Genomic DNA, 20,006 nt, shown 5'->3' on the forward strand with positions numbered 1-20,006 from the left:
GGCTGGGGTAGGGGCGGGGGCGGGGGGAGGGCGTCGGCGCGCGTCATGCCTCGCTCCGGTCGTAGGGGAACAGGCGGCGCCCGATCCAGGCCAGCGCGAGGTCGGTGGCCGAGCCGACGAGGCCGATGATGAGGATCGCCGCGTAGACGTTCTCGAAGTGCTGGTAGCGGGCCTGCTGGGTGATGAAGAAGGTGATGCCCGAGGAGGTGCCGATCAGCTCGGCGACGATGAGGTAGGTCCAGGCCCAGCCGAGGAGGATGCGCTGGTCGCGGTAGAGCTGCGGCAGCATCGCCGGCACGATGACCCGGCGGATCAGGCGCAGGTTGCGCGCCCCGAGGGTGAGGGCGGCCTCGATCAGCAGCGGCTCGATCCGCCGCGTCGTGTTGGCGATGACCAGGACCTGCTGGAAGAAGGTCCCGATGACGATGATCGCGATCTTGGGGCCGTCGTAGATGCCGAGGATCGCCACCATCAGCGCCCCGAAGGCGGGGGCCGGCATGTAGCGCACGAACTCGATGACGGGCTCGGTGAGGCGCGCCAGGGTCGGTTGCGCTCCGCAGAAGATGCCCAGCGGCACCCCGACCACGGAGGAGAGCAGGAAGCCCCAGAAGATGATCTGGATCGAGTGCCACAGGCTCAGGGGCAGGCGGATCGCGTCGCGCTGGGTCGGCGTCGCGGTGAGCGACGTCCAGAGCGCCGCCGCGACCTCGTGCGGCGCGGGCAGGTAGACCGGGTTGGCGGGAATGCCGGTCGGCACCGCGCCGTTGGCCGCCCGCGCGCCCGCGACCTCGTCGGCGAAGGCGGCCTTCGGCACCCGCATGCCGGGCTCCATCCAGGCGACGTCGCCGGGCTCCGTCACCTCCACCAGGGGATGCCAGAGGAACGGCACGTAGGACACCGCCGCCCAGGCCAGGACCGGCAGCAGGAAGGAGAGCGCCGCGAGCACGCTCCGGCGCCGGGACGAGAGCGGCCGGGCGACGCCCACCCAGGAACGCCGCCGCGCGCGCGCCGGCGCCGGGAGGGGCGGCGTCGGCAGGGCGCCGGCGGGCGCCGGCTCCGCCGTCGCGCCCCCCGCGGGCAGGGGGCTGCGCATCGCGTCGGTGCGCGGCTCGGCGCTCATTTGCCGTCCGTCAGCGCCGGATCGATGTAGCTCTTCACGTCCTGCGGGGCCTTGTAGACCTCGTACTTGACGTTGAAGGCGTCGGCGTAGCGGCTCGATCCGTAGAGGGAGCCGAAGCCCTCGGCATCGGCCAGCACCTTGCGGCCATCGGCCAGGGTCAGGAGCTTCGTGCCCTTGAGGAAGCGGGTGAAGACCGGCGGCTCGATGCCGACCTTGGCCGCCATGATGGCGACGGCGTCGGCCTGGGTCTTCGGGTCCTGGATGTAGGCGACCACCTTGTCCCAGACGGCCACGAACTTGATCCAGTCGGCGCGGCGGGCGGCCAGGCTCGCCGGCGTCACCGTCACCACGTCGTAGATCAGGCCCGGCTCGTCGGCGGAGGTGTAGAGCGGCCGGGCCCCGGCGGCGCCCTTCATCGCCTGACCGGCGATGGGCTGCCAGGCGCCCACCGCCGAGACGTCGCCGGAGGCCAGAACCTGGGGCGTCTCGTTGGTCTTGACGTTGACGAGGGAGACATCGGTCTCCTTCAGCCCGAGCTTCGCCAGACCGTTGATCAACAGCAGGTGTTCGACCAGCCCGACCTCGAGCCCGACCTTCTTGCCCTTCAGCTCGGCCAGCGCCTTCACGCCCGGCTTGCCGACGATCATGTCGTTGCCGTTCGAGTAGTCGGTCAGCATGATCATGACGTTCTTGGCGCCATTGCCGCCCATCACGAGGGCATCGCCGTTGGTGCAGGTCACCGCATCGAGCTTGCCCGCCGAGAAGGCATCCATCGAGGCCGAGTAGTCGAACCACTCGAACTTCGCATCGATGCCGGCCTCCTTGAGCCAGCCCTTGTCGATGGCGACCTGCCAGGCGACCCAGCCGGGCCAGTCGCTGTAACCGATGCGCAGGGGCTCGGCGGTCCGAGCCGGCGCGACCGTGGCGGGCACGACCGCGAGGAGACCGAGGGCGAGCAGCCCGCCGGCGACGTTCCTGCGGGTGGCGGCGAGGACCGAGGACAAGCGCATCTGTGATCTCCGAACGCGTAGTACGATCTGACGAAATCGTAATACCGATGGGATTTCACGGATACAAAAGGCGTGCCAAGGTGGGCGAACCTGTGGGAGGTTTGTGATGGCGGACGAGGTGACGGCTGCGACGGTTCCCGAGGACGCGGACGGTATGCGCAGGCGGCCGGTGAGCCGGATCAGCCTGTCGCTGTCCGAGGACCTGCTGGGCGAACTCGACGCCATGGTGGGCGAGCGCGGCTTCGCGAGCCGCTCGCAGGCGGTGGCGACGATCCTCCACCGCTCCCTGGTCGAGCATCGGCACCAGGTCGGCGACCGCGTCATGGTGGGCACCATCACCCTCTGCTACGACCACCTCGCCAACGGGCTTCAGCAGCGGCTGGCCGACCTGCAGCGCCGCTACATCGCCGAGGTGATCTCCTCGCTGCACGTGCACCTGATGCACAACCAGACCCTCGAGGTCGTGCTGGTGCAGGGACCGGCGGACACGCTCCAGACCATCGCGGACGCGATGATCACCGAGCGCGGCGTCATCTCGGGGCGCCTCGAACTCGTGGCCGCCCTGATCCCGCCCATCCACCCCTTCCCGGGGGAGCCGGCCTGAGGCCGGTCAGGTCTGCCAGACGCGGGGCAGGGGCCGCCCGCGATAGCCGGTGAGGATGCGCTGGGCCACGGCCCGCAGGGCGTCCGGGTCGCGGCCGAGGAGCCGGACTACGAGGTGCCCGTTCCAGGCGCTGGCGGCCGCCGAGACGCACTCCACGCCGTTCGCGTCGAGGAGGGCGCGAGCCTGCTCCAGCCGGCCCTCCGCCGCGGGCGAGACGTCGAGCATCGTCGCCATGGCGCGGGCACCGTTGCCGATGGCCGTGCGGGCGAGCTGCTCCGACAGGGCGCCGTCGAGGCGCAGGGTGTCGGCATAGGCGAGGCGCCCGCCGCGCCGGATGCGCCAGGTGTCGGTCAGGTGACCCCGGGTCATCGGCTCGTCTCGGGCGGTGCGCCCGAAGGTGACGGCCTCGAAGGCGAGGAGGTGGGCGCCCGGTGCCAGATCCGCCTCGAAGCGCCGCGCAAGGGCGGCCCGGTCGAAGAGGATCGTTTCCTGCGGCAGGTGCGCGAGGCGGCCACCGGCCTCGACCGTCACGGCGGTGGAGACGCGGCTCACCGGGCCGTCCGACCGATAGACCTTCTCGGCGGCCGTTGTGGTCAGGGTGAGATCGGCGCCCGGGCCGACATCGAGGGTGACGCGGAACGCGTCACCGCAGGCGATGCCGCCCGCGGTGTTCAGCAGCACCGCCTCGCAGGGGCCCTTCGGCCGGCGCGGCAGGCGCAGGCGCAGGGGGCCGCCCTCGCCGATGTCGCGGATGCGGGTGTCGTGCCCGTCCGCGCAGGAAACGCTCAGGTGGATCCGCCCCTGCGAGCGCTGGCGCTCCGGCGCAGCGACGGGGAGCACCGGAGGATCGGGATTCCGCAAGGCCGCGCGTCAGGCCGGGCCGGTGGCGACGGGACGCTCGGGGTCGGACCCCCATTCCGACCAGGAGCCGTCGTAGAGGGCGCGGGGCGGACGCCCCAGAGTCTCGAGCGCCAGCCCGACGATGGCGGCGGTGACGCCCGAGCCGCAGGTGGTGACGACCGGCTTGCCGACGTCGACGCCGTTCTCGGCGAAGACGGCGCGGAGGGCCGCCTCGTCCTTCAGGCGGCCCTCGCTCTGAAGTGCGGCGTAATGGACGTTGCGGGCGCCGGGCATGTGGCCGGGCCGGACGCCGGGACGCGGCTCCGCCTCCTCGCCGCGGAAGCGCGCACCGGAGCGGGCATCGACCACCTGCGCACTGCCCGATTCCAGAGCACGGGCGATGTCGCCGGCCTCCGCCACGGCGCCGTGGTCGAGGCGGGCGGTGAAGTGGCGCCGGGCGCGGGGCCGGCCCTCGCCGTCCTCGACGGGATAGCCGGCGGCGACCCAGGCCGGAAACCCGCCCTCCAGGATCTCGACGTCGCGCACGCCGTAGGTCTTCAGCATCCAGCGCACCCGCGGCGCCGAGAACAGGCCCATGCCGTCATAGACCACGATGTGGGCACCATCGCCGATGCCCAGGGCCCGCATGCGGGAGGCGAACACCTCCGGGCGCGGCAGCATGTGGGGCAGGGACGAGGTCTCGTCGCTCATCGTGTCGATGTCGAACCGGATCGCCCCGGGGATGTGCCCGGCCAGATACTCGGCCCGGGCGTCGCGCCCCTGGGCCGGCAGGTACCAGGACCCGTCGAGGATCACGATGTCGGGCGCACCGAGCCGGGCATGGAGCCATTCGGCCGTGACAAAGGGCGTCGTCGCCATGGTTTCCTCTGTTCGATGGGCCGGAGGTCGTTCGGCCGGGAGTCGCGTTCGGGTGTTCGGATGCGGCCACCAAACCACATCCCGCCGCCGGTTGCACCCTGTCGGGCGGCCTTTGCGATCTGAACCGGCTCCGCGCGCGCGGCGTTGAACCGGGACGACGGCCGTCGGGGATGCGAACCTGCATCGATCCGATCCGGCATCGATCCCTAGACCGAGGAAACCTCGCCCATGCGCATCCCGACCCTTCTCCTCGCCGGCGCCTTCGGCCTTGCCCTGGCGGGGACCGCCCAGGCCCAGTCGTCCGTGACCGGCGCCGGCCAGAGCACGATCAACGGCTCCGGCAGCAGCATCGGCAGCAGCAGTTCGGGCTCGCCGGCCACCACCGGGACGGCCCCGGGGGCCGGCGCCGTCCGCAGCCCGAACGCCGCCCCGCTGCCCAGTGCCGGGCGGGCGATCACCCCGGGCACGAATGCCCCGAGCCCGGCTCCCTCGGCCGCGCCGGCGCGCTGAGGCCCGACTCCGCGGTCTCGATCGAGGCCGGGCCGCCATGCCCGGCCTTTTTCGTCGCAACCACCGTTGCCGTGGTGCCAAGGCGCGCCGCCTGCCGCTATGGATGGTCCGGCCGTGCCAGCGTGATGGAGCCGTCGTGAACCCGCGCGAGACCTACCACATCGAAGTTCTCGCCTCGGAGGACGAGGCAGGCGCGCGCGGAGAGGATCTCGTGAGCCAGCGCATCTCCGTGCGCACCTATACCGTCGAAGCCGCCAAGGAGCGTGCCCTGACCCTGTTCGCCCGCGCCCGGGCGCCGCAGCGCAGCGGCGCACCGGCCGAAGCCGTGCGGGTGATCGATGGCGCCGGCACGGAGGTGTTCCGCTGGAGCCGGTTCGACGAATCGGCCTGACGGCACCGTCCCCATGCGCGCCCTGATCCTGCCCGGCCTCGTCCTGCTGTTCGCCGCCCTCTTCGTGCGCAGCTACACGGTGCCCCCGGCACCGGACCGGCGCGGCGGCACCACGGTGTCGCTCGCCTGGCCGAACCGGCCGCTCTTCGGCAGTCCGCGGGCCGACTGCATCGGCCTGGCGGCGGGGGAATCCGTGATCGCCTGCCTGATTGGCTCGGTCTCGCGAGCCCGGGCCGACGGCATTCCGCTGATGCAGGTCGGCTTCTGCGCGACGTGCTATTCTCTGTCGCAGCGCGCCGCCGCCCTTGGGCGCGACGAGGCCGCCGTACAGGCGCGCCTCGGTGAGATCGCCCGCTTCGGCTGGTGAGAACGGCCGGGCCGACGCAAGCCGGGAGACCACCATGCCACTCGTCCGCATAGACCTGAACCGCTCGGCTCCGCCGGACCGCGCCCGGATCGTCGGCGACGTGGTCTATGCCGCGATGCGCGCCGTGGCGAACGTGCCCGAGAACGACAAATTCCAGATCGTCACCCGGCACGAGGCGGGGGAGATCGTGGCGCCGGAAGCCGGCTACCTCGGCGTGAGCTATACGGACGACCTCGTGATCATCCAGATCACCTGGAATGCCGGGCGCTCCGTCGAGGTCAAGCGCGCGCTCTACCGGCAGATCGCCGATGGCATCGCCGAACGGGCGGGCATCCGGCGCGAGGACGTCTTCATCAACCTCGTCGAGGTGGTGAAGGAGAACTGGTCCTTCGGCAACGGCGAGATGCAGTACGCGCCGGCCTGACCGACCACCCGCATTGACGGCGCGCCCGCGACGCCCTTAGACCGGCGCCGCCATGACGACCGCGCTTCGCCCCACCTCGTATCCGGCGCCGCATCCTTAGCGGCGCGGGGCTCGTCATGTCTCAACCGCTGCGTCGTCGGCGGTTGACCTTTCTCCAGGACCAGACCTCGACGGCCCGGCTTTCACCGAGGTCACGTCCGTGCTGTCCCACCTGTCTGAGAGATCCCGTTCCCGCCTCGGCCTGATCGGCTACGGCGCCTTCGGCCGCCTCGTGGCGCGCCACCTCGCGCCGTTCTTCGCCGTTCACGCCTACGATCCTGCGATGCCGGCCGAGCCGGAAGCCGGCGTGGTCGCGGACTCCCTGCCCGCCGTCGCCGGCTGCCCGGTGGTGATCCTGGCAACGCCCGTCCCGGCGCTCCCCGGCATCGTCGCGGAGATCGGCCCGCATCTCGCTCCGGGCGCCCTCGTCCTCGATGTCGGCTCGGTGAAGGCGGTCGCCGCTTCGGCGATGCGCGACGGCCTGCCGGAGCACGTCGCCATCGTCGCGACCCATCCGCTGTTCGGGCCGCAGAGCGCCCGCGACGGGATTCGAGGCCTGAAGATCGCCCTCTGCGAGGTCCGCGGCGGCCGGACCCGGGACGTCGCCGCTTTTCTCCGCCGAGGCGTCGGTCTCGACGTCATCGTGACGACGCCGGAGGCGCATGACCGGGACGCGGCGGCGGTCCAGGGCCTGACACACCTGATCGCCAGGGTGATGGTGCGGATGGAACCGCTGCCCACGCGCATGACCACCCGGAGCTTCGACCTCCTCATGCACGCGGTGGAGATGGTGCGCCACGACGCGCCGGAGGTCTTCGACGCCATCGAGCGATCGAATCCCTATGCGGGCTCGGTCCGCCGGCGGTTCGTCAGCGAAGCGGTCCGGCTCGCCCACGACCTGTCGGAGGAGGGGAGCAGTTCGGCCATGCGGGCGGCCTGAGGCGGGGTATGGCGTCGTCAGGCGTCCGGGTCGGGCACCCGCTCCACGGCCTTGCCCGCGCGGCGGGCGCGCAGGCGGTTGCGCCAGGCCTTCGCGCGCAGACTGCCCTCGGCCCGCCAACCCTCGAGGCGGGCCGCGAGGGGAAACAACCGGTCGCCGCCCGGAGTCTCCACCAGGATGTGAGCGAGGGCCAGCCGCTCGGTCCAGAACGTCTCCGGCAGCGGATAGTGCGGCGGCGCGCAGGAATCGGCGCTGGTCAGGTCCGGATCGGCGACGATGGCCTGGGTCAGGCGATGAAAGGCCAGCGCCCCGGGCGAGTGCCGGGCGACGGCGGAATCGTAGGAGATCTTCAGGCTCCAGAGCTGTCCGCGCGTCGTGAAGCTGACCACGGCGGCCAGGGTGCGGCCGTTGCGGCGCAGCCGGTCGACGCGCACGGCGCCGCGGGCGCCGAGGCGGACGGCGAAGGCCCGCATCATCCGGGTCTGGACCGCGTCGCCCGCGATGGCGGTGCCGCGGGCGCCCTTCCAGCCGGCGCCCTCCAGGGCGATGTAATCGTCGATGGCCGCCGGCAGCACGGCGGGATCGCGGATCGTCTCGAAGGTCACCGGTCCCTCCGCGCTCAGGCGGTCCCAGGCCTGGCGCAGCTTGCGCTGCTTGCGGGCGGAGAGATGACCGAGATAGGCCGCACGGGTGTCGGCATCCCGACCGGTCAGGTCCAGGAAGGCGCGCTCATGCGCCCAGACGCGGGCGTGGCGCAGGCGGTGGCGGTCGAGCCAGTCCGACAGCAGGGCCGCGAAGGGACCGGCGGTCGGGACATGCGTCAGCATCAGGCGGGGCCCGACGAGGCGGCGCAGGCCGAAGGCCAGGGCGTCGAGGGTGCGGCCCGGCTCCGCGCCGTCGAGCAGCGGGGCGCCGAAAATGCCGAAATCATGCATCCAGCCCATGGCCAGGAGGAGGGGCAGGCCCCAGCGCCAGCGCTTGACCCGCACCGGCCAGGCGCCGAGCAGGCGCAGGCCCGGCTCTTCCGGGGCGCGGTCGCCCACCAGGGCCACCTGCACGCCGCGCCCGTAGGCACCGGCGGCCGCCACCGCGTAGTCGGGATCGTAGAACAGGTTGTCGAGGAGGGGTCGGCGGCCGAGGTCGTGCCAAGCGGGAATCCAGGGAGCCTCGCTGTTCAGCGGGCGCAGGGCGACGACGAGGCCGTCGGGGGTGGTGATGCTGCTGCGCGTCGGGGTCCGGTTCACGAAGCGGCTCGCTTGAAGCGGCGGGTCGCGAGGTCGGCCACACCGAGGATATTGAACGCCCAGGCGGTGCCGGCCGAGACGGCGGCGAGGCAGGCGAGACGAAGGCCCAGCGCGAGGCCGGCATCCAGGGGCAGCCGGTCGAGCCCGGCGAGTGCGGCGGCGCAGGCGAGGGCCGAACCGCCGATCGCCGCGAGGTCGCGCAGGGGCACGGGCATGCGGAAGCGCTCGCGGGAGCCGAGGATGAAGACGAGGCAGGCCAGGGCCTGGCCGGTCGCCATGGCGATGGCCGCACCCTCGACGCCGTAGCGGGGAACGAGCACCGCCGAGAGTCCGCCGATCGCCACGAGGAGCGTCACCGAGGCGACCGCGTCGAGGTGGCTCTTCTGGGTGAAGTAGATGACCTGCCCGAAATAATACGACCGGAACATCTGCAGAATGCTGGCCGCCACCAGCAAGGGTGCCACCCGCAGGGCGGTCTCGCGATAATCGGGCCCCAGCAGCAGGGTGACGAGGAGGCCGTCGAAGGCGAGGAAGAACACGGCGCCGAAGGCCGCGATCACCGTGAGCAGGCGGATGGCGTCCTCCAGCACCGGCCGGGCGGCGGCGATGCCGCCGTCGCGGGCGTCGCGCTTGGCGATCGAGATCAGCGCCAGGGCGACGCTGTCGCCGAAGACGACGAAGCTCTGGCGCAGGAAGTCCGCGAAGGCGCCGTAGGCGCCGAGTTCGGAGACGCCGATGCTGGCGCCGATGATCAGGCGGTCGGCGGTCTGCGCCAGGGCGGCCGCGCCGAAGGAAAGCACCAGGGGCCAGCCATAGGCGAGGAGCCCGCGCGCCTCGGCCCAGCTGCCGCCGCCCCGCAGCAGGCCGCGGATGACGTAGAGCGTCGGCAGGGCCGCGATGATGTTGGCGCCGGCGGTGGCCAGCAGCAGCGGGATCGCACCGCCGCCGAGGAGCAGGGCGCTGCTGCCGAGGGCCAGGACTAGGACCGCCCGCAGCACCACCGAGAGGGCGACCGCGCCGACCTCCAGGCGCGTGCGCGCGATCTCGGCGGCCCCCTCGAAGGCCATCATGCCGAAGACCGCGGTGAAGATCGCGAGCGCCGCGTGCGGCTCGAGGAGCCCGAACCCCGCCGCGCCGGCCGCGATCAGTGCGGCCAGCGCCACCATGGCGCCGAGGAGACGCACCACGGTGCCGACCTGCAGGATGGCCCGGTCCTCCGCGTAGAGGGCGAAGAACGAGAATTTCGGCCATTGGCAGGTGGCGCTGTAGAGCACCAGCGCCCAGGACAGGATGAGCAGGTAGAGCCCGAACACGTCCGTCGGGGCGAGGCGGGTGAACACCGCGAGGGCGCCCATGTTGAGGCCGGCGGCGACGCCCCGCGAACCGACATAGGTGAGGGTGTGGCGCGCGATCATCCGGACCCGTGAGGCGCCGGGCGGCCCGGCTCATGGGACGAGGTAACACGCCAGTGTTGCTCCGGCGTCAATCCATTGCGGACGACGGCCGCGCGCTCCGGCGGCGGACCCGGAAGCGGGTCCTCGGCCAGGATCGCCGGTCGGGGTCGCCGGCCATTGACTTCGCAGGCGCGAACGCTCATATCGCAGGTGCAGCGTCAGCGGCCGTCATGGTTCCGCTTGAGAGGGCTGCGTGACGGATTGCCGGATCGCTTCTGCGGGCCCCGCGCGACCTGAGCCCCTCTCTTCAACGTGCATGCACCCGGACTGCCCCCGCACGCGGGCGGCTCCAGCTCAACGGACCGACCAATCTTTCGACGATTCCCTCGCCACGAGGGCGTCCGGCACGGTCCCGCTGCCTGAAAGTTACTCCTTGACCCAATTCACCGATTTCGGCCTCGCCCAGCCCGTGCTGCGCGCCCTGGAAGAGGCCGGCTACAAGAGCCCGACCCCGATCCAGGCCCAGGCCATCGCCCCGGCCATGCAGGGCCGCGACCTCTGCGGCATCGCTCAGACGGGCACCGGCAAGACGGCCGCCTTCGCGCTGCCGATCCTGCACCGCCTCGCCGAGACCCCGCGCCGGCCGATCCGCCGGGGCTGCCGCGTGCTGGTGCTCTCGCCTACCCGCGAGCTCGCCAACCAGATCGCCGAGAATTTCTCCGATTACGGGAAATACCTGTCGTTCACCAACACGGTGGTGTTCGGCGGCGTCACCATCTCCCGCCAGGAGAAGGCGCTGGCCAACGGCGTCGACATCCTGGTCGCCACGCCGGGCCGCCTGATGGACCTCATCGAGCGGCGCTCGCTGACCCTCGAGGCTGTCGAGATCCTCGTCCTCGACGAAGCCGACCAGATGCTCGACCTGGGCTTCATCCACGCCCTCAAGCGCATCGTGAAGATGCTGCCGAAGGAGCGCCAGAGCCTGTTCTTCTCGGCCACCATGCCGAAGAACATCGCCAGCCTCGCCGACCAGTACCTGCGCGATCCGGTCCAGGTCGCCGTCACCCCCGTCGCCACGACGGCCGAGCGGGTGACCCAGGAGGTCATCTTCGCCCATACCGGCGCGAAGCAGGCTCTGCTGAACCACATCCTGCGCGATCCGGCGATCGAGCGCGTCCTCGTCTTCACTCGGACCAAGCACGGCGCCGACCGCGTAGTGCGCGGCCTGGAGAAGGTCTCCATCAACGCCTCGGCCATCCACGGCAACAAGTCCCAGCCGCAGCGCGAGCGGGCCCTGGCCGCCTTCAAGGACGGTTCCTGCCGGGTGCTCGTCGCCACCGACATCGCTGCCCGCGGCATCGACGTCGAGGCGGTGAGCCACGTCATCAACTACGACCTGCCGAACGTGCCGGAGAGCTACGTCCACCGCATCGGCCGCACCGCGCGCGCCGGGGCGAACGGGCTCGCGATCTCGTTCTGCAACGACGAGGAGAAGGCCTACCTGCGGGATATCGAGCGCACCACGCGCCAGAAGATCCCCGTGGCGGGATTCCCCGAGGGCTTCAGCCCGCCGTCCCGCCAGGAGGCGGCCGACAACGCCCAGGCCGAGGAGCGCCGTCCGGCGCCGAACGGCCAGCGTCCCGGCCAGCGCCAGGGCCAGCGTCCGAGCAGCCGCCCCGGCGGTCGTCCCGGCCAGGGTCGCGGCTTCGAGGGTCGCGGCGGCGAGAACCGCGGCGGTCCCGGTCGCCCCAGCCGTCCCGACGGCGCCGCCCGTCCGCAGGAAGGTCGCGGCGACCGCCGCCCCGCCGGCCAGGGCGAGAACCGCGCCGAGCCGCGCGGCGAGCAGCGCCCCCGCGCGCCGCGCCCGCAGGGCGGCGGCGAAGGTCGCGCGATCGGCTGGCTGGATCGCGGCCCGCGCTCCTGATCTGATCCTAAGCCTCTGAGATTCGCGCCGCCCCGGGCAACCGGGGCGGCGTTTGCCTGTCCGGCTGCCATGCCTGTCCGGCTTTCCCGCAAATCCCGGGTCCTGGCCTGTCCCGCTCGCCGGCTTCTCCGACGCCGGGCTGGAGGCGAGGCATTGCCAAGCCGGCGCGCGGGGCCATCTCAGAATATTCCGGGTGTCTGGTCCGGTAGCTTCGGAGGCGAAGGCGATGCGGTTTGAACTCTATCGGGATTCCGCGGGGGGCTGGCGCTGGCGCCTGCGGTCTCAGAACGGCAACGTCGTCGCCGATTCCGCCGAGGCCTATGTCCGCCGCGAGGATTGCGAGCACGGCATCGACCTCGTGAAGGGCAGCGCCACGGCGCCCACCGTCGACATGACCCTGAAGATCGCCTGATCGCCCCCGCAGGGATTCGTTGACCATCCCGGCGAAGCTTGGCCGGTTCGGGGGAAACGCTTTCCGCCTTCGTGCGTTTGCAGCATCCGGGCCTCGCGACGAGGGATGCCGGTGTGTCGTGACTCGACAGATTTCAGGGAGTTGAGAACGTGCTGAGGAAACTCGTGCTGGCCGCGCTGCTGGCCCTAGGCTTCGCCGCCATGGCGCCACAGGGCGCTTCGGCCGCCCCCGTCGGCCCCGCCCTGGCCCTCCAGAGCGAGGCTGCCCCGGCCGCCGTGCAGACGGTGCAGTATTATGGCTACGGCCGCCGCTACTACGGTCCGCGTCGCTTCTACGGCCCGCGCCCCTTCTACGGTCGCCGCTACTACGGTCCGCGCCGCTTCTACGGCCCCCGTCGGTTCTATGGTCCGCGCCGCTTCTACGGCCCGCGCCGGTTCTACTACTAAGAGTCCGGCAGCGCCCTTCGTGGCGCACCGGTTCGAGACCGGCCCGGTCCTCGTCGCGACGAGGGCTGGGCCGTTCGCATTTGACGGCACTAAAATGCTCCCGTGTGACTGGGAAGCCGAGGTTCCATGCGATAAGTTGCAGGACAGGAGACGGTCCGCGTTAGATCGGACCGCTCCGGAGGACATGCCATGGACCCCCTTGCCCCCGATGCGCCCTCGCGCGCGCTCTGGGAGTCAATCCCGTTCGAAGTTGTCCTGTCCGCCCTCGCGGTCATGCTGGCCGGCGCGCTGAAGTATGCCGGCGCGATGCCCTGACGACGGCGCCGCGGCTCGGCGCGTGACAATGGCTCGGCAGGGGGCCCGGTATCGTCCTAGAGTGGCGGCGGTCGGGGGTAGGACATGAGCGGAACGATGGCGGAGACGGACGAGGCGCGGCGCCCGAGCGGCGACCTGACGGTGCGCACCATCGCGATGCCGGCCGATACGAATGCCAACGGCGACATCTTCGGCGGCTGGGTGATGTCGCAGATGGATCAGGCCGGCGGCATCGCGGCGGTGGAACGCTCGCAGGGGCGGGCGGTCACCGTCGCGGTCGATGCGATGACGTTCATCCGCCCCGTCCGGGTCGGCGACGTCCTCTGCGTCTACACGCGGATCGAGCGGGTCGGGCGCAGTTCGATGAAGATCAAGGTCGAGGCCTGGGCCCGGCGCTTCCGTACGCAAGTGCGCGAGCAGGTGACGGAGGCGACCTTCACCTTCGTGGCCATCGACGACGATGGGCGCCCGCGCACCATCGAACCGCTCTGAGGGTCCCGGCCTCGCGACCGGGAGGTCCGCTCAGGCGTTGGGCGCCGCCACCTTCTGGCGCAGGCCGGTGATGACCGCCTTGAGGATGTCGGCGTCGGCGTCGGGGCTGCCCATGCTGCGGACCGATTCGATCCGCTCGTGCACGAAGGACAGCTTGGCGATCACCGCCGGCGTCAGCTTGAACGGGAACAGGGCGGGTTGGCCCATGCTGCGGCTCAGCGAATTCACCGCGTAGGTGAGAGGCAGCCAGGCTTCCACGATCCGGCTGAAATCGGTCATCCGGTAGGGGTCGAAGTCGATCACCACCGGTTCGGCCGGGCCATGGCGCAGGCGCGGGCGCACATGCATCTCGAAGGTGCTGGCGGTCTCCAGCGTGTCGACGATGTGGAGGTACTGCGCCCAGGTCTCGGCGAAATCCTCCCACGGGTGCGCCGTCGCGTAGGCACTAACATAGCTTTCCTCCCAGTCCGGAGGCGCCCCTTGTGCGTAGTGGCGCTGCAGAGCGCCCGCATAGTTCAGCCGCTCGTCGCCGAACAGGGACCGGAAGGTCCACAGGCTCTGGTCGAAGCGCACCAGCACGTTCCAGAAGTAATGCCCGATCTCATGGCGGAAATGGCCGAGCAGCGTGCGGTAATACTCGCCGAACAGCATCCGGCGTCTTTCGCGCTCGACATCGTCGGCCTCGGCGATGTTCAGGGTGATCAGGCCGCTGCGATGTCCCGTCAGGACGGGCGGGCCGATCTGGTAGCTCTCGGAGGGATCGACCAGGAAATCGAAGGCGAGGCCGGTGGTCGGGTTCTCGTCCCGGGTCATCAGCGGCAGGTCGAGGCGCAGCAGGGAGTAGAACAGCCGGTGCTTGGCCGCCTCGATCTGGCGCCAGCGGGTCAGGTTCCAGGCGATCGACAGGTCGGGCACCACGTGGTTGTGCCGACAGGTGACGCAGTAGCGGTTCGGCGAATCCTCGGGCACCAGCCAGTTGCAGGCGTCATGGTCGGCGTTCGCGCAGAAACGATACTTGCGCCCGGGATTGGCGTAGGCGTGCCAGAGGCCGCCCACCGGTTCCACGGCCGACATCTCGTGGACGTCGCAGACATAGCCCAGCCGGCGCTCGCAGCTCTCGCAATGGGTGCTCTCGAAGCTGATCGGCTGGTCGCAAGCCTGGCACTGGAAGATTTTCATGGGTCCGTCGCGGGACGCCTTTCCTGTCTGTCCATCAAGCGTCGCATGCCGCCCGTGAAGGAACTGTCATAGCCTATCCGGTCGGCATCAGGTGGCAAAGCATGCGGCGCGGCCGAAGTTCCGGGCGCGGTCGCGCAGGACCGCACTGATGGGGCCCATCGGGATCGGAGGACCGGCCTCGCGCCGGAGAGCATGAAACTTGCACATGCGGCCGGGCCGTTCACGGCCTGGCTGCTCTCCGGCGCGAGGACGTGCGGCTCCGGGCGGACGTCCTTCCCGGCCGCCGTCCGCAAGGGCATCGCTTGCGGGTCGCCGTTGGCGTATGTCTGTGGTGAAGCTTTCCCCGGGGCACCGCAGGGTGGTGCCCCGTCCTCCGCCGCCGGCGCGTGCCAAACCGCGCGAACGGCGCCCTGTCCAGTTACAGCGGGAGCCCCCGTGTCGATCAAAGCCGCCCTGCACCACGTCACGCACTACACCTACGACCGGGCGATCACGCTCGGTCCGCAGGTGATCCGCCTGCGTCCCGCGCCGCACGCGCGCACGGCCGTCCCGGCCTACTCGCTGAAGGTCCTGCCCGAGAACCACTTCATCAACTGGCAGCAGGACCCGAACGGTAACTGGCTCGCTCGGCTGGTGTTTCCGGAGAAGACCACCGAGCTGAAGATCGAGGTCGACCTCACCGCCGACATGTCGGTGATCAATCCGTTCGACTTCTTCGTGGAAGATTACGCCCAGACGCGCGGCTTCACCTACGCCGACGATCTCACGGCCGAGCTGAAGCCCTACCTCGTCCTCGACGACGCGCTGTGCCCGGAGGTGGACGCGTTCCTGGAGCGCCTGCCGGAAGAGCAGAACACCGTGCTGTTCCTGGTGGCGCTGAACGCCCAGGTGGCCAAGGAGATCACCTACGGCGTCCGCATGGAGCCCGGCGTCCAGACGGCGGCCGAGACCCTGACCCTGAAGAGCGGCTCCTGCCGCGACTCGGCCTGGCTCATGGTGCAGATCCTGCGCCGCCTCGGCATGGCCGCCCGCTTCGTCTCGGGCTACCTGATCCAGCTCGTCCCCGACACCACCGCTGTCGACGGCCCTGCCGGGACCACCACCGACTTCACCGACCTGCATGCCTGGGCCGAGGTCTACCTGCCCGGTGCCGGCTGGATCGGCCTCGACGCCACCTCGGGCCTCCTCTGCGGCGAGGGCCACATCCCCCTGGCGGCGACCCCGCACTACGCCTCCGCCGCACCGATCTCGGGCCTCGCCGAACCGGCGGGCGTCGAGTTCGGCTTCGAGATGACCGTGACCCGCGTGGCGGAGGCGCCGCGCATCACCAAGCCGTTCTCCGAGGAGGTCTGGGCCGCGATGGACGCCCTCGGCGACCGCATCGATGCCGATCTCGCCGAGCAGGACGTGCGCCTGACCATGGGCGGCGAGCCCACCTTCGTCTCCATCGACGATTTCGAATCGCCCGAGTGGAACGCCGCCGCCGTCGGCCCGACGAAGCGCGGCCTCGCCGACAAGCTGATCCGCCGCCTGCGGGACCGCTTCGCCCCCGGCGGCATGCTGCATTACGGCCAGGGCAAGTGGTATCCGGGCGAGAGCCTGCCGCGCTGGGCCTTCGCCCTGTACTGGCGCCGGGACGGCGTGCCGGTCTGGAAGAACGCCGACCTCATCGCCGCCGAGGACGGGCCGCGCGACGCGACCATCCACAAGGCCAAGGATCTGATCGACGCCGTCGCCCAGCGCATCGGTCTCGGGGCCTACGTGTTCCCGGCCTTCGAGGACCCGGTTTACTGGACCGAGAAGCGCGACGAGCTGCCGATCAACGTCACGACCTCCGAGCCGCGCTACCCCAACCCGGAGGCGAATGCGCGGATGGCGCGGGTGTTCGCCCGCGGGCTTGGCGAGGCCGCCGGCTACGCCCTGCCGCTGGCGAGCCTGCCGGTCGGCAAGGACGGCGATTCCGACCGCCTCTGGATCTCGGAGCCCTGGGAGTTCCGGCGCGGCCACGCCTTCCTGACGCCGGGGGACTCGCCGGTGGGCTACCGCCTGCCGCTGTCTTCGCTGCCCTTCGTGCCGCCGGAGCACTACCCCTACTACCAGCCGCAGGACACCCTGGAGGAGCGCGACGCGCTGCCGGAGGGCCATCCCGGCACCAAGACCGTCAACGGCTCCGGCGTGACCGGCGTCGCGGTGCGCACCGCCTTCGCGGTGGAGCCGCGCGACGGCATCCTCCACGTCTTCATGCCGCCGCTGCAGCGGGTGGACGAGTATCTCGAGCTCCTCGGCTACCTCGAGGAGGCGGCCGCCGCCCTGAAGCAGACGCTGCATATCGAGGGCTACGAGCCGCCCTTCGACCCGCGCCTCAACGTCATCAAGGTCACGCCCGATCCGGGCGTGATCGAGGTCAACGTGCATCCCGCCCCGACCTGGCGCGACGCCGTCCGGATCACCAGCGACCTCTACGAGGATGCCCGGCAGATCCGCCTCGGCGCGCAGAAGTTCATGACCGACGGCCGCCACACCGGCACCGGCGGCGGCAACCACGTGGTGCTCGGCGGCGCGACCCCGAACGACTCGCCCTTCTTGCGCCGGCCCGACCTCCTGAAGAGCCTGGTGCTGTACTGGCAGCGCCACCCGGCGATGTCCTACCTGTTCTCGGGCCTCTATATCGGCCCGACGAGCCAGGCCCCGCGCATGGACGAGGCGCGCCACGACGGGCTCTACGAGCTCGAGATCGCGATGGCGCAGGTGCCCAGGCCCGACGAGCCCAACATCCCGCGCTGGCTGGTCGACCGCATCTTCCGCAACATCCTCGTGGACGTGACGGGCAACACGCACCGCTCCGAAATCTGCATCGACAAGCTCTACTCGCCGGACGGCCCGACCGGCCGGCTCGGCCTCCTGGAGTTCCGCTCGTTCGAGATGCCGCCGGACCCGCGCATGAGCCTGGCGCAGCAGCTTCTCCTGCGCGCCATCGTCGCCTGGCTCTGGCGCGAGCCGCAGGAGGGCGGCTGTGTCCGCTGGGGCACGGGCCTGCACGATCGCTTCATGCTGCCCCACTTCCTGTGGGGCGACTTCCTCGGCGTGCTGGAAGACCTGCGGGCGGCCGGCTACGACTTCGACCCGGCGGCCTTCGTGGCGCAGCGCGAGTTCCGCTTCCCGGTCTTCGGGACGGTGGAGCAGGGCGGCGTGAAGCTGGAGCTGCGCCAGGCCCTCGAACCCTGGCACGTTCTGGGTGAGGAGGGGGCGATCGGGGGAACCGTGCGCTACGTGGATTCGTCTGTGGAGCGGCTGCAGGTGAAGGTCGAGGGCTACGTGCCCGGCCGGCACATCATCGCCTGCAACGGCCGCCGCCTGCCCATGACCGGCACCGGGACCTCCGGCGAGGCGGTGGCGGGCCTGCGCTTCAAGGCCTGGCAGCCGGCCTCCTCGATGCACCCGACGATTCCCGCGCACTCGCCCCTGACCATCGACATCCTCGATGCCTGGAGCGGCCGGTCGCTGGGCGGCTGCCGCTACCATGTCAGCCACCCGGGCGGGCGCAACTACGAGACCTTCCCGGTCAATACCTACGAGGCGGAGGGGCGCCGCCTCGCGCGCTTCCAGGCCCACGGCCATACCCCGGGCCGGATCGCGATGCCGCCCGAGGAGGCCAACCGCGAGTTCCCGATGACGCTCGACCTGCGTACCCCCGCACCCCCGGGCTTCACGTCCCGATGAGCGAAGCGGCCGCAGCGGAGGTTCAGGGACGGGCCGAGCGCCTCGCGCGCTGGACCTCCGCCTATCGGCCGCAATGGGGCGTGCCCGACGAGCTGATGGATGCGGACGGCCGGACGCGGGGCGCTTGGCCGCGTTTCCTCGACCAGCTCGGCGGAATGGACGAGGTCGAGATCGGCGCTCGCTTCGTCTCGGCGGTGCGGCGCATCCGGGACACCGGGATCTCCTACCGGATCTACGGCGACAGGCGCGAGCATGCCTGGCCGCTCGGCTCGCTGCCCCTCGTCCTCGAGCAGTCCGACTGGGAGACGCTGAGCGCCGGCATCGTCGAGCGTGCCGAGCTCATGGAGACGATCCTCGGCGACCTCTACGGTCCCGGCCGCCTCGTGGCCGAGGGCCTGCTGCCGGCCGCCGTCGTGGCCGGCAGCCCGGAATTCATGCGCCCGCTCGTGGGCGTCACGCCGCCGGGCGGCCGTTTCCTGAAACTCTACGCCGCCGACGTGACCCGCGGCCCCGACGGGCGCTGGCGCGTGCTGGCCGACCGGACGCAATCGCCCTCCGGCCCCGGCTACGCCCTCGAGAACCGCCTCGTCCTGACCCGCGCCTTCCCGGACCTCCACGCCGACCTGCAGGTCGAGCGCCTCGCCTCCTTCTTCCACGCGTTTCGCGACGGCCTCGCGCTCGGGGCGCAGAGGAGCGACCCGCGCATCTGCCTGCTGACGTCGGGCGTCTTCAGCTCGACCTATGTCGAGCAGGCCGCGCTCGCCCGCTATCTCGGCCTGCTGCTGGTGGAGGGCGACGACCTCGTGATGCAGGACGGCGCCCTGCACATCCGCACCGTGTCCGGCCTCAAGCGGGCGGACGTGCTCTGGCGCCGCATCGATTCCGACTATCTCGACCCCCTCGAGCTGAACCCGGCCTCCCGCCTCGGCGTGCCGGGGCTCGTAGAGGCCCTGCGCAACGGCAGCCTCGTCGTCGGCAACATGCCGGGCTCGGGCATCCTCGAGTCCGGCGCGCTCGCCGCCTACCTGCCCGGCATCGCCCGGCACTTCCTCGGCCGCCCACTCCAGCTCGCCGGGCCCAGGACTTGGTGGTGCGGCGATCCGCAGGCCCTGGCCGAGATCCGCGACAGCCTCGACGGCCTGAGCCTGCGGCCGGTGGCGACGCCGCCGAAGGGCGCGGCGCGCGACGCGATCCTGGCCCCGCATGCCCTCGATGCCGAGCGGGACCGGCTGCGCGCGGCCCTGCGCGACCGGCCCTTCGACTACGTCGCCCAGGAGACGATGCCGCTCGCCACCATGCCGGCCTGGGACCGGACCGGCGGCACCCTGCGCCTCGTGCCGCGGCCCTTCGTGCTGCGGGTGTTCGCGGCGGCCACGCCCGAGGGCTGGCGCGTGATGCCGGGCGGCTTCTGCCGGATCTCCGAGCGGCCCGACGTCGAGCCCCTGGAGATGCGCGCGGGCATCAAGTCGGCCGATGTCTGGATCCTGTCGCGCGATCCCGTCGAGGCGGTCTCGCTGATTCAGACCGGGCCGGCGCGGGTGCGCCGCATCGCCGGCCACCTGCCGTCGCGGGCGGCCGACAACCTGTTCTGGTTTGGGCGCTACGTCGAGCGGGCCGAGGCGGTGATCCGCCTCGTGGTCGCGCATCTCGGCAGCGTCGGGTCCGCCGTGGTCGCCGACATGGCGGGCGACGCCAAGGCACCCACCGCCCTGCGCATCCGGGCGCTCCTGGACGAATGGGGAGCGATCGAGGCCCC

20 protein-coding genes are annotated in these 20,006 nt (G+C 71.3%); 13 read left to right on the forward strand and 7 right to left on the reverse strand.

Annotated elements, in window-relative coordinates; translation table 11 throughout:
• Positions 1-43: 43 nt before the first annotated feature.
• Both AC3WLN_RS20040 and AC3WLN_RS20045 read right to left on the reverse strand, forming a co-directional pair.
• Positions 44-1,120, reverse strand: a complete 1,077-nt coding sequence (locus tag AC3WLN_RS20040; RefSeq protein ID WP_492484190.1) for an ABC transporter permease — start codon at positions 1,118-1,120, stop codon at positions 44-46.
• Positions 1,117-2,130, reverse strand: a complete 1,014-nt coding sequence (locus tag AC3WLN_RS20045) for an ABC transporter substrate-binding protein (protein WP_492484192.1) — start codon at positions 2,128-2,130, stop codon at positions 1,117-1,119. Before AC3WLN_RS20045 ends, AC3WLN_RS20040 begins: the two co-directional genes overlap by 4 nt.
• A gap of 106 nt (positions 2,131-2,236) precedes the next feature.
• Between AC3WLN_RS20045 and nikR the strand changes: the two genes are divergently transcribed.
• Positions 2,237-2,734, forward strand: a complete 498-nt coding sequence (gene nikR / locus AC3WLN_RS20050) for a nickel-responsive transcriptional regulator NikR (protein WP_492484194.1) — start codon at positions 2,237-2,239, stop codon at positions 2,732-2,734.
• A 6-nt stretch (positions 2,735-2,740) separates the two neighbouring features.
• Here nikR and AC3WLN_RS20055 read toward each other — a convergent pair whose 3' ends face one another.
• Positions 2,741-3,574, reverse strand: coding sequence for an urease accessory protein UreD (locus AC3WLN_RS20055; RefSeq protein ID WP_492484196.1), 834 nt, complete (start codon positions 3,572-3,574; stop codon positions 2,741-2,743).
• A gap of 30 nt (positions 3,575-3,604) precedes the next feature.
• Positions 3,605-4,453 carry a 3-mercaptopyruvate sulfurtransferase gene (gene sseA / locus AC3WLN_RS20060; protein ID WP_492484198.1) on the reverse strand — a complete coding sequence of 283 codons (849 nt, stop codon included), beginning with the start codon at positions 4,451-4,453 and terminating at the stop codon, positions 3,605-3,607.
• Between the two features lie 228 nt (positions 4,454-4,681).
• Here sseA and AC3WLN_RS20065 point away from each other — a divergent pair, with 228 nt between their 5' ends.
• The 5 genes from AC3WLN_RS20065 (at position 4,682) to AC3WLN_RS20085 (ending at position 7,124) form a co-directional block, all read left to right on the forward strand.
• A complete protein-coding gene (locus AC3WLN_RS20065) occupies positions 4,682-4,963 on the forward strand; it encodes a hypothetical protein (RefSeq protein WP_492484200.1) in 282 nt (93 codons plus the stop codon).
• A gap of 103 nt (positions 4,964-5,066) precedes the next feature.
• Positions 5,067-5,354, forward strand: a complete 288-nt coding sequence (locus AC3WLN_RS20070) for a hypothetical protein (RefSeq protein ID WP_492484202.1) — start codon at positions 5,067-5,069, stop codon at positions 5,352-5,354.
• A 13-nt stretch (positions 5,355-5,367) separates the two neighbouring features.
• A complete protein-coding gene (locus tag AC3WLN_RS20075) occupies positions 5,368-5,721 on the forward strand; it encodes a hypothetical protein (RefSeq protein ID WP_492484204.1) in 354 nt (117 codons plus the stop codon).
• Positions 5,722-5,755: 34 nt separating this feature from the next.
• Positions 5,756-6,145: a tautomerase family protein gene (locus AC3WLN_RS20080; protein ID WP_492484206.1), complete on the forward strand. Its 390-nt coding sequence runs from the start codon at positions 5,756-5,758 to the stop codon at positions 6,143-6,145.
• A 202-nt stretch (positions 6,146-6,347) separates the two neighbouring features.
• Positions 6,348-7,124 (forward strand): prephenate dehydrogenase/arogenate dehydrogenase family protein, encoded by a 777-nt coding sequence (locus AC3WLN_RS20085; protein ID WP_492484227.1) that lies wholly within the window; start codon positions 6,348-6,350, stop codon positions 7,122-7,124.
• A 17-nt stretch (positions 7,125-7,141) separates the two neighbouring features.
• Here AC3WLN_RS20085 and AC3WLN_RS20090 read toward each other — a convergent pair whose 3' ends face one another.
• Positions 7,142-8,368: a GNAT family N-acetyltransferase gene (locus AC3WLN_RS20090; RefSeq protein WP_492484208.1), complete on the reverse strand. Its 1,227-nt coding sequence runs from the start codon at positions 8,366-8,368 to the stop codon at positions 7,142-7,144.
• Complete coding sequence (locus tag AC3WLN_RS20095) at positions 8,365-9,783, reverse strand: lipopolysaccharide biosynthesis protein (protein WP_492484210.1); 1,419 nt, start codon at positions 9,781-9,783, stop codon at positions 8,365-8,367. The genes AC3WLN_RS20090 and AC3WLN_RS20095 overlap by 4 nt, the downstream gene beginning before the upstream one ends.
• A 412-nt stretch (positions 9,784-10,195) precedes the next feature.
• On the opposite strand from AC3WLN_RS20095, the gene AC3WLN_RS20100 reads away from it, so the two are divergent.
• The 5 genes from AC3WLN_RS20100 (at position 10,196) to AC3WLN_RS20120 (ending at position 13,351) form a co-directional block, all read left to right on the forward strand.
• The gene (locus AC3WLN_RS20100) at positions 10,196-11,686 is read left to right on the forward strand and encodes a DEAD/DEAH box helicase (RefSeq protein ID WP_492484212.1); all 1,491 of its coding nucleotides are present in this window, start codon (positions 10,196-10,198) and stop codon (positions 11,684-11,686) included.
• Between the two features lie 226 nt (positions 11,687-11,912).
• A complete protein-coding gene (locus tag AC3WLN_RS20105) occupies positions 11,913-12,098 on the forward strand; it encodes a YegP family protein (protein ID WP_463769167.1) in 186 nt (61 codons plus the stop codon).
• 149 nt (positions 12,099-12,247) lie between these two features.
• Positions 12,248-12,544, forward strand: a complete 297-nt coding sequence (locus AC3WLN_RS20110; RefSeq protein WP_492484215.1) for a hypothetical protein — start codon at positions 12,248-12,250, stop codon at positions 12,542-12,544.
• Positions 12,545-12,733: 189 nt separating this feature from the next.
• The gene (locus AC3WLN_RS20115) at positions 12,734-12,859 is read left to right on the forward strand and encodes a hypothetical protein (protein ID WP_492484217.1); all 126 of its coding nucleotides are present in this window, start codon (positions 12,734-12,736) and stop codon (positions 12,857-12,859) included.
• A 96-nt stretch (positions 12,860-12,955) separates the two neighbouring features.
• On the forward strand, positions 12,956-13,351 hold the full coding sequence (locus tag AC3WLN_RS20120; protein ID WP_492484219.1) for an acyl-CoA thioesterase: 396 nt from the start codon (positions 12,956-12,958) through the stop codon (positions 13,349-13,351).
• Positions 13,352-13,381: 30 nt separating this feature from the next.
• Here the strand turns inward: AC3WLN_RS20120 and AC3WLN_RS20125 are convergent, their stop codons facing one another.
• Complete coding sequence (locus AC3WLN_RS20125) at positions 13,382-14,530, reverse strand: zinc-binding metallopeptidase family protein (protein WP_492484221.1); 1,149 nt, start codon at positions 14,528-14,530, stop codon at positions 13,382-13,384.
• Positions 14,531-14,965: 435 nt separating this feature from the next.
• Between AC3WLN_RS20125 and AC3WLN_RS20130 the strand changes: the two genes are divergently transcribed.
• Complete coding sequence (locus tag AC3WLN_RS20130; protein ID WP_492484223.1) at positions 14,966-18,250, forward strand: transglutaminase family protein; 3,285 nt, start codon at positions 14,966-14,968, stop codon at positions 18,248-18,250.
• Positions 18,247-20,006: circularly permuted type 2 ATP-grasp protein (locus tag AC3WLN_RS20135; protein WP_492484225.1), on the forward strand; the 1,760-nt coding region annotated here is incomplete at its 3' end. The genes AC3WLN_RS20130 and AC3WLN_RS20135, both read left to right, overlap by 4 nt.

The organism is Methylobacterium sp. FW306-05-D, assembly GCF_058782155.1.